We start from the raw sequence: 10,366 nt of genomic DNA on the forward strand, positions 1-10,366 counted from the left end.
CCTTACCTGACCGTAGGTGCAAGCCTCTACTTAGTCAAATCCGAACTCGTCACCGAGCCTGTGAATTTGCAACAGTGGTTGATAAACAACAAGATTACCATCACTTTTGTACCGACACCAGTGGCTATTGAGTTGTTATCTTTGGAATGGAAGACCGAAAGTTTAGCGTTGCGTTATCTGCTCACGGGAGGGGATAAGCTGCATCAATATCCATCCGCCTCAGTACCGTTCTCCGTTGTGAATAATTATGGACCGACAGAGAATACAGTGGTCACAACTTCTGGGCAGATATTTGCGCGGGAGCAATTGCAGACATCGCCTCCGATTGGACGCCCGATTGCCAACACACAAGTCTACATTTTAGATAAACATCTGCAACCAGTACCAATTGGTGTACCGGGAGAATTACACATTGGCGGTGCTTCCTTGGCAAGAGGCTATCTCAACCGCCCTGAATTGACACAAGAAAAATTCATCCCCAACCCCTTGAGAAGAAGCAGGGGAGCAGGGGAGCTAGGGAGCTGGTTCCTCAAGGAAGACCAATCCTGTTCTGAACGCCTTTACAAAACAGGTGACTTAGCCCGCTTCTTAAGCGATGGCAACATCGAATACTTGGGTCGGATCGACAATCAAGTGAAAATTCGGGGCTTCCGCATTGAGTTGGGTGAAATCGAGGCAGTCCTGAGCCAACACGAGCACGTGCAATCATCCGTAGTTGTCGCCCGCGAAGATGTACCCTCAAATAAACGACTGGTGGCCTACGTCGTCGTGCAAAAACACCTAACACCCACACTGAACGAACTGCGTAGCTTCTTGAAAGAAAAACTACCAGACTACATGGTACCAAATGCCATCGTTCTCCTGGAATCCCTACCCTTGACCCCCAATGGCAAAGTAGACCGCCGCGCCTTACCAGTTCCAGAATCACGCACGGGAATAGAAAATATTTTCGTCGCACCTCGCACGTCAGTAGAAGCCAAATTGGCAGAAATTTGGGCACAAGTCCTCAAAGTCGAAGCTGTCGGTATACATGATAACTTCTTTAGCTTGGGAGGAGATTCCATCCTCAGCATTCAAATTATTGCCAAAGCAAAACTGGCTGGGATAGAACTTAGCCTCAAACAACTGTTTGCCAATCAAACCATTGTTGAATTAGCCACAGTCGCTCTGACAACAAAAGCACTTTTCATAGAACAAGGACTTGTTACTGGGGCATCACCTTTAACACCCATTCAACGATGGTTTTTTGAGCAGCAATTGCCACAGCCGCATCATTTTAATCAATCATTTCTACTGACAGTTCCCACTGATATTAAGATTGAGTTCTTAGAGGTGGTGTGGAAGGAATTACTCAAACACCACGATGCTCTGCGCTTGCGGTTTACACAAACAGAATCGAATTGGCAGCAAGTTCATGCCGAGCTTTGCGATCGCAATATCATATCCTGTTTTGACTTCTCAACACTCCCTGATAGCGAGCAACAAAAAGCGATAGAAAACACCGCCAATTCGCTACAAGCGAGTTTGAATTTATCAGAAAATCTGGTGCAAGTGGCGTTGTTCCGTTTGGGAGTTGACAAAGGAGCACGATTACTCATCATCATTCACCACTTAGTGGTAGACGGAGTGTCCTGGCGGATTTTATTAGAAGATTTGGTCGCGGGATACTCACAGCTGTGCCAAGGTAAAGTCATTCAACTTCCAGCCAAAACCACTTCATTCAAAGATTGGGCGCAACACCTCAGAGAATATGCCCAAGCAAATCACCTCAAATCAGAACTGGATTATTGGTTGAGTATATCTAACGCCGCAGTGGCTTCCATCCCAGCAGACCATGCTCATGGAGCCAATACAGTGGCGTCTACTTGCACAGTCTCAGTGTCATTAAACTCCAGTGAAACGCAAGCGCTGCTGCAAGATGTGCCGAAAGCGTATAAAACTCAAATTAACGATGTTTTATTAACAGCTTTAGTGCTGGTTGTCAGCCGATGGACTGACTCAAAGTCGGTGTTATTTAACTTAGAAGGACACGGGCGAGAAGATATTATTGAAGGTGTGGATCTATCACGCACCGTCGGTTGGTTTACGACAATGTTTCCAATGGTTTTAAAACTCTCAGACACAGAGAATCTGGGCCAGGTTTTAAAATCAGTCAAAGAACAATTACGGGCGATTCCCAACAAAGGCATCGGCTACGGTTTATTGCGCTATTTCAATCAAGATGCAGAAATTATTGACCAACTCGCCACCATTCCAAAGGCCCAGATTAGCTTCAATTATCTCGGTCAATTTACTCAAATTCTGAATACCGAGCCTCTAATATCGTCTGCTTCTGAATCGAGCGGACAAAACCAAAGTTTACAAGGTCAGCGCTCAACTTCGTTAGACATTAACGCTATCATTGCAGACCAACAGCTACAAATACATTGGACGTACAGCCGCAATCTCCACGAGCAGGCAACCATCGAACATATTGCCTCAGAATTTGTTTGTGAGTTGCAAAATCTGATTGCTCATTGTTTAGAACCGGATAACGTTGGTTACACACCTACAGATTTCCCACTCATCAAACTCAACCAGTTAGAACTGGATCTCGTTTTAGCAAAAGTAGCATCCAACGTACAACAGAGTCAAATTCATTGGCAAAATCTTGAGGATATTTATTCGTTATCGCCGATGCAGGAAGGGATGCTGTTTGAAAGTTTGTACGCTCCCGACACAGGCGTCTATTTTGAGCAGATCGCTTGCACCTTTGCAGGAAACCTTAACGTCCGAGCTTTCGAGCAAGCTTGGCAGATGGTGGTAGCACGGCATTCCATCTTCCGCACGGCTTTTGCCTGGGAGTCTTTGAGTACTCCCGTGCAAGTTGTGTATCGACAACTGGATGTGAAAGTCAATTCTCTAGACTGGTGCAATTTATCGACTGTTGAGCAGCAAGCGCAATTAGAAATTTTTCTGTTGGAGGAGCAAAAACAGGGTTTCCAACTCCAGCAAGCACCATTGATGCGGCTACATCTGCTGCAATTGGATGAGAACACCTATCAGTTTGTTTGGTGTCATCATCACATCTTACTTGATGGTTGGTCGTTACCGTTGGTGTTTCAAGACTTGTTTGCTTTTTATCAAGCCATTTGTGATGGAGAAAGTGTATCACTACCACCAACTGTCAATTACCGCAACTATATTGCTTGGTTACAACGACAAGATTTAGATGCCGCTCTAGAATTTTGGCAACAAAAACTCTTAGGTTTTAGCGCTCCCACCCCGTTGAGAGTGGATAAACCACTGTCAAACACACAACAGCATTCTGGCTATAGCGAACAACAGATTCAATTAACGGTAACTGCAACTGCACAAGCGGTGGATTTTGTCAAACAGCACCAATTGACACTGAATAATTTGGTGCAGGTGAGTTGGGGATTGCTCCTCTCGCGCTACAGTGGTGAAACCGATGTGGTGTTTGGTGCTACCTTGTCTGGTCGCTCCCCTGCACTCTTGGGTATGGAGTCGATGGTGGGGATATTTATCAATACAGTGCCCGTGCGCTTGCAAATCTTCCCCAACACCGATCTGCTGAATTTGTTAAAAGATTTACAAACCCAACAGGTGGAATCCGAAGAATTTTCCTACTGCTCATTAGTAGAAATTCAGAGTTTGAGTGACATTCCTAGGGGTACATCTTTATTTGAGAGCATTGTCGTATTTGAGAATTATCCGGTAGATGCCGATACTTTACAAGACGATAGCGGTTTGACAGTGGCGAATTTTCGAGGGATTGAACGCACAAATTATCCCGTGACAGTTGTCGCTATCCCTGGCGAACAATTGTGTTTGAAAGTGAGTTACGATACCAATCGATTTGAGCATGAAACGATGAGCCGGATGCTGGGGCATTTTGTGACATTGTTGGAAGCGATTGTCACCAATCCACACCGAGCGATTGAGCAATTGCCATTGTTAACGGCATCTGAGCAACAGCAGTTATTAATGGCGTGGAATGATACACAAGCAGACTATCCCGTTGATAAGTGTATCCACCAGTTGTTTGAGGAGCAGGTGGCGCGTACCCCGAATGCAGTGGCAGTCGTGTTTGAAGAACAACAACTGACTTACAATGAGTTGAACTGCCGTGCTAATCAGTTGGCACATTACTTGCGTTCAGCGAAGCTGTCGCGTAGCGATTCGCTGGGAGTGGGAGCAGATGTATTGGTTGGCATTTGTGTGGAGCGTTCCTTGTCTATGGTTGTGGGACTTTTAGGCATTCTTAAGGCGGGCGGCGCTTATGTGCCACTTGACCCAGAATATCCCACCGAGCGTCTGAGCTTTGTGCTGCAAGATACTCAAGTTCCCGTACTTCTGACCCAGCAGCATTTAGTAGAGTCTCTTCCTCAACATCAGGCGCGTGTCGTCCACTTAGATACAGACTGGCACTTGATTTGTGAGTTGAGTCAGGAGAACCCGATCGCTAATGTGCAAGCAAGTCACTTAGCTTATGTGATTTATACATCAGGATCTACAGGTCAACCCAAGGGAGTGATGCTGTCTCACAGTAACCTTTGCAACCATATGCTGTGGATGCAAGCAACATTTTCCCTGACTGAAAACGACAAAGTTCTGCAAAAAACTCCCTTTGGTTTTGACGCCTCCGTTTGGGAATTTTACGCTCCACTGATAGTCGGTGGGCAGTTGTTAATCGCTCAACCTGGAGGTCATACTGACAGTGCTTATCTGTTAAACTTAATTCGCCAACACCAGGTAACGATTGTTCAACTTGTGCCATCTTTGCTGCAAATGCTTTTAGAACAGGGAGGAATCGAATCCTGTAGCTCCCTCAAACAAGTTTTCTGTGGCGGTGAAGTCTTACCTGTGACTTTGCTCGAAGGTTTGTTAACTCAGCTTGATGTCAATTTGTACAATCTCTACGGTCCAACGGAAGCTTGTATAGATGCAACTTTCTGGAATTGCTTGCAACCGAGAGATGGACAATTCGTTCCCATTGGTCGCCCAATCTCCAATACTCAGATCTACATACTCGACCAAGACTTGCAACCTGTACCGATTGGAGTACCAGGAGAGCTACACATTGGCGGTGCGGGACTGGCAAGAGGCTACCTCCATCGCCCGGAGTTAACAGAAGAAAAATTTATCCCTAACCCCTTTGATCGTTCCAAATTCCCAATTCCCAATTCCAAATTGTATAAAACAGGGGACTTAGCACGTTATTTGCCGGATGGTAATATAGAATACCTAGGACGCATTGATAATCAAGTAAAAATCCGAGGTTTCCGCATCGAATTGGGAGAAATCGAAGCTGTACTGAGACAACACGAGCACGTGCAAGCGACTTGTGTCATCTCCCGCGAAGATACTACTGGGGATAAGCGCCTCGTCGCCTACATCGTACCGCAAAAACACGTAACACCCACAGTCAGCGTTCTGCGTAGCTTCCTTAAGAAAAAGCTACCAAACTACATGGTACCGAGTGCAATAGTCATCTTGGAGTCGCTACCTCTCACCCCTAACGGTAAAATAGACTACCGTGCCCTACCAATCCCAGAATCAACTACAGGAATAGAAAACACTTTCATCGCACCCCGTACCCCAGTGGAAGCAAAATTGGCACAAATTTGGGCACAAGTGCTGAAAGTAGAGCTTGTGGGGATTGATGATAATTTCTTTGAAATTGGGGGTCATTCCCTGTTAGCAACCCAGGTAATGTCTCGCTTGCAGGAAGCTTTTGGAACTCCGTTACCGTTGCGTTGTCTTTTTGAATCACCAACTATCGCCCAGTTAAGTGAGGCGATCTTAGCTCAACTGCAAACTGATTCAGGTTTGACAATTCCGCCGATAGTACCTGTTTCCTCCAGACAAGACATCCCCCTGTCATGGGCGCAAGAACGTCTGTGGTTTATGCATCAGCTTGAAGGAGAAAGCGGTGCTTACACAATGAGCTTCACTGTGCGTTTGGTTGGAGATCTTAAGATCGAAGCTTTGGAACAAGCATTTCAGTCGATGGTGCAACGCCATGAAATTCTGCGAACTCGCTTTGAGGTCAAAAATAACTTGCCAGTCCAGGTAATAGCGCCAAATATCACCACAACGTTAGCAGTAGTAGATCTACAGCAAGTGCCAGACCCCTGGAAACAAGTGAAAGAAATAGCAACAAAAGAAGCTGCCAAACCATTCGATCTCATTCACGATTCTGTACTGCGAGTCATGCTTTGGCAAGTTTCTCCACAAGAGTACGTACTGCTGGTAGCAATTCATCATATTGCTGCTGATGGTTGGTCTTTGGGGATTTTTATCCGGGATCTGTCCGCCTATTATCGCGCTATTACAACGGGTAGTTCTGTTCAATTACCAGAGTTATCCGTACAGTATGCTGACTTTACTATCTGGCAACGCCAATGGCTGACCGATCAAATACTAGAGCGTCAGTTAAACTACTGGATGCAACAGTTAGCAGGAGCACCACCTCTATTAGCATTACCCACAGACCGCTCCCGCCCAGCTATACAGACTTTTCGTGGAGGTACACAGCAACTTCAACTGGATCGCTTGCTCACACAGCAGCTGAAAAAGCTCAGCCAAGAGTTCGGGACAACGCTGTTTATGACTCTGCTGGCAGGTTTTGTCGTGTTAATGTCTCGCTACAGTGGACAAAAGGATCTTGTGATAGGCTCACCCATAGCAAATCGCAACCGCACGGAAATAGAAACATTAATTGGCTTTTTTGTCAATACTCTGGCTCTCAGATTTCATCTCTCCCCAGAAGAATCATTTGAAGCTTTACTGACCCAGGTGCAACAGGTGGCTCAAAACGCCTATGACCATCAAGATTTGCCCTTCGAGATGTTAGTCGATCGCTTGCAATTGGAACGGAACTTAGACCGCAACCCACTGGTACAGGTCATGTTTGCCTTGCAGAACGCCCCCACCTCTCCTTGGGAAATGCCCGGTTTAAGTGTTGAGGAAATGCCTTTGGGGCTTGACTCAGTTCGGTTCGATCTCGAAATTCACTTGTGGGATCTACCAGAAGGTCTTGGGGGAGTTTGCTGTTACAACAAGGATTTATTTGATGGCGCAACCATTGCCCGCATGATGCAACATTTCCAAACTTTATTAGCGGCAATTGTAGCAAATCCCCAGCAGCCAGTGGCATTACTGCCCTTGCTTACACAGCATGAGAACCATCAAATATTAGTGGAGTGGAACAACACTCAAGCGGATTATCCCCAGGATAAGTGTATCCATCAGTTGTTTGAGGAGCAAGTAGTGCGTACACCCAATGCAGTGGCAGTAGTGTATGAAAATCAACAACTGACTTACAACGAGTTGAACTGTCGTGCCAATCAGTTGGCGCACTACTTGCGGTCTAGTGGAGTGGGAGCAGGTGTGCTGGTGGGCATTTGTGTGAACCGCTCTGTGTCCATGGTGGTGGGACTGTTGGCCATTCTTAAGGCAGGAGGGGCATACGTACCGCTTGACCCGGAATACCCCACTCAGCGTTTGGCAGCGATCGTCGAATCTGCTCAAATTTCCGTGCTGTTGACCACAGACACACTCGCCTCCACTCTTCCCCAACAGCAAGCACGTGTCATTTGTTACAATACTGCTTCCCCAGAACTCGCCCCCCAAAGCGAGGAAAACCCAACACCACAAGCCAGTGCTGATGCTCTGGCTTATGTCATCTACACGAGCGGTTCCACAGGACAACCCAAAGGTGTCAGCGTCACTCACCAAGGGGTAACCCGTTTGGTGATGAACACAAATTACATTCACATCGAAGCGTCTGACGCGATCGCACAAGCCTCAAATTACGCCTTCGATGCTGCCACTTTTGAAATTTGGGGAGCGCTACTTCACGGGGCGCGATTGTTTGGGGTGAGCAAAGAGTTGGCGCTCTCACCAATGGATTTTGCCGCCAGTATTCGCGAGCAAGGGATAACGGTGTTATTCTTGACGACTGCCTTGTTCAATCAAATTGCCCAAGCAGTACCCAACGCTTTCAATCCACTGCGCTACCTTTTGTTTGGTGGCGAGGCTGTCGAGCCGCAATGGGTGCAACAGGTGCTGAAAAATGGCGCACCGCAACGACTGCTGCACGTTTACGGACCGACAGAGAATACAACGTTTAGTTCCTGGTACTGGGTGCAAGATGTCCCCAAAGACGCCACAACCATTCCCATTGGGCGACCGATTGCCAACACACAAATCTACATTTTAGACGAATACCTGCAACCAGTACCTGTGGGTGTACCGGGAGAACTGCACATCGGCGGTGTGGGATTGGCAACAGGCTACCTCAACCGTTTAGAATTAACACAAGAAAAATTCATCCCCAACCCCTTGAGAAGAAGCAGGGGAGCACAGGATCTGGGGAGCAGGGGAGTCAAGGAAGACCAATCCTGTTCTGAACGCCTTTACAAGACGGGAGACCTAGCACGTTACTTGAGCGATGGTAATATAGAATACATTGGACGCATTGACAATCAAGTTAAGATTCGCGGTTTTCGGATAGAACTGGGTGAAATTGAAACTGTTTTGAACCAACACCCTTTGGTGAAGGAGAGTGTTGTTGTTACTAGAAGTCTTAGTTCTGGAGATAAAAGTCTCGTCGCTTATTTAGTCCCTGGTTCTAAAAGTCAAATCTTACCTCAGCAATTTGCTCAATGGCAAAGCGAGTATGTTAGTGACTGGCAAACTCTTTATGAACAAGCGTATGGTCAAACTCAAATATCTACAGATGACCTCACGTTCAATATTGCTGGTTGGAACAGTAGTTACACCAGGCAACCCATCCCAGATCGAGAAATGCGGGAGTGGGTTGAGAGTACCGTCAGCCGCATTCGGACTCTGTTACCGCAACGGGTTTTAGAAATTGGTTGTGGAACGGGGTTACTGCTATCTCGTATTGCCAAGGGCTGCCAAAAGTATTGGGGAACCGATTATTCCATCGCAGCCATCCAGCACGTTGAGCAGGTACGCGCTAGTGTTGAAGGTTTAGAACACGTGCGACTGCTACATCAAATGGCAGATAATTTTGCAGGTATTCCCCAGGGAGAATTCGACACTGTGATTTTGAACTCAATCGTTCAGTATTTTCCCAGTGTTGAGTATCTGTTGCAGGTCTTAGAAGGGGCAATGGCAACAATTGGCACTCAGGGGAAAATCTTTGTCGGGGATGTTCGCAGCTTGCCGTTACTGGAGCCATACTATGCTGCTGTGCAGTTGTCCCAAGCTGCTCAATCCAGAAGTGTTGAGCAATGGCAGCAGCAAGTACACCACAGTGTAGCGGCAGAAGAAGAACTGGTTATTGACCCTAGGTTTTTCATCGCCCTACAACAAAGTTTTCCCCAGATAACTTGGGTGGAAATTCAACCCAAACGCGGTCAATATCAAAATGAGTTAACCCAATTTCGCTACGACGTTACTATGCATCTCGGTACTGCTGTCCAAACAACAGTAGTTCCTTGGTTAAATTGGCAACTAGACCAGCTTTCCTTCACACAAATTCACAATAAACTGCTTTCTGAGGAGCCACAAGTGTTGGGCATTCGGGCTGTTCCCAATCAACGCGTGCAGCAAGCAATACAGATGTGGCAATGGTTGGAAAATCCCCCTAGTGCTGAAACCGTCGGGCAACTGCGGGAACTACTAGCACAACAGCCAGCAGTTGGTATCGACCCAGAGCAGTTTTGGCAACTAGGGCAGGATCTAGGCTACACCGTTTACTTGAGTTGGTGGGCGAGCAGTCACGATGGTTCTTATGATGTAGTGTTCTGCCGCAATGGTTCAATGCCAATGTCTGACCAAGACTGCGCGATCGCTTTTTGGGATACTGAGGCAGTTACAGCCAAACCCTGGACTAACTACACTAACAATCCCCTGCACGGCAAACTAGTCCAGAAGCTTGTGCCACAAGTTCGAGAATTTATCCAACAAAAGCTACCCAATTACATGGTACCCCAAGCTTTTGTTCTCCTCAATGCCCTGCCTTTGACACCCAATGGCAAGGTAGATCGCCGCTCCCTTCCAACACCCGATACAGCTTCGAGAAATCTCTCAACTGGCTTTGTTTCGCCTCGAACTCCCATCGAAGCTCAACTCACGCAAATCTGGAGTGAAGTCTTGGGACTAGAACCTATTGGCGTTAAGGACAATTTCTTTGAAATTGGGGGACATTCTCTACTAGCCACCCAAGTCATTTCGCGGATCAACTCAGCTTTTGCACTTGACCTGTCCGTGCAGAAAATGTTTGAGTTTCCCACAATAGCTGGTATAGCAGCCTACATGGAAGTGATGGATTGGGCAACAACAGATGTACCAGCAGATCGTATGAATGCCGAAATAGTGGAGTTTTAAG

At 46.7% G+C, this 10,366-nt stretch carries 1 protein-coding gene; it reads left to right on the forward strand.

Features of this window, described 5'->3' with window-relative positions; all coding sequences use genetic code 11:
* A partial coding sequence (locus tag WA1_RS15540; protein ID WP_148662959.1) for a non-ribosomal peptide synthetase occupies positions 1 to 10,365 on the forward strand: 10,365 nt, incomplete at its 5' end.
* Between the last annotated feature and the right edge of the window lies 1 nt (position 10,366).

This window comes from Scytonema hofmannii PCC 7110 (assembly GCF_000346485.2).
GTDB classification, from domain to species: domain Bacteria; phylum Cyanobacteriota; class Cyanobacteriia; order Cyanobacteriales; family Nostocaceae; genus Scytonema; species Scytonema hofmannii.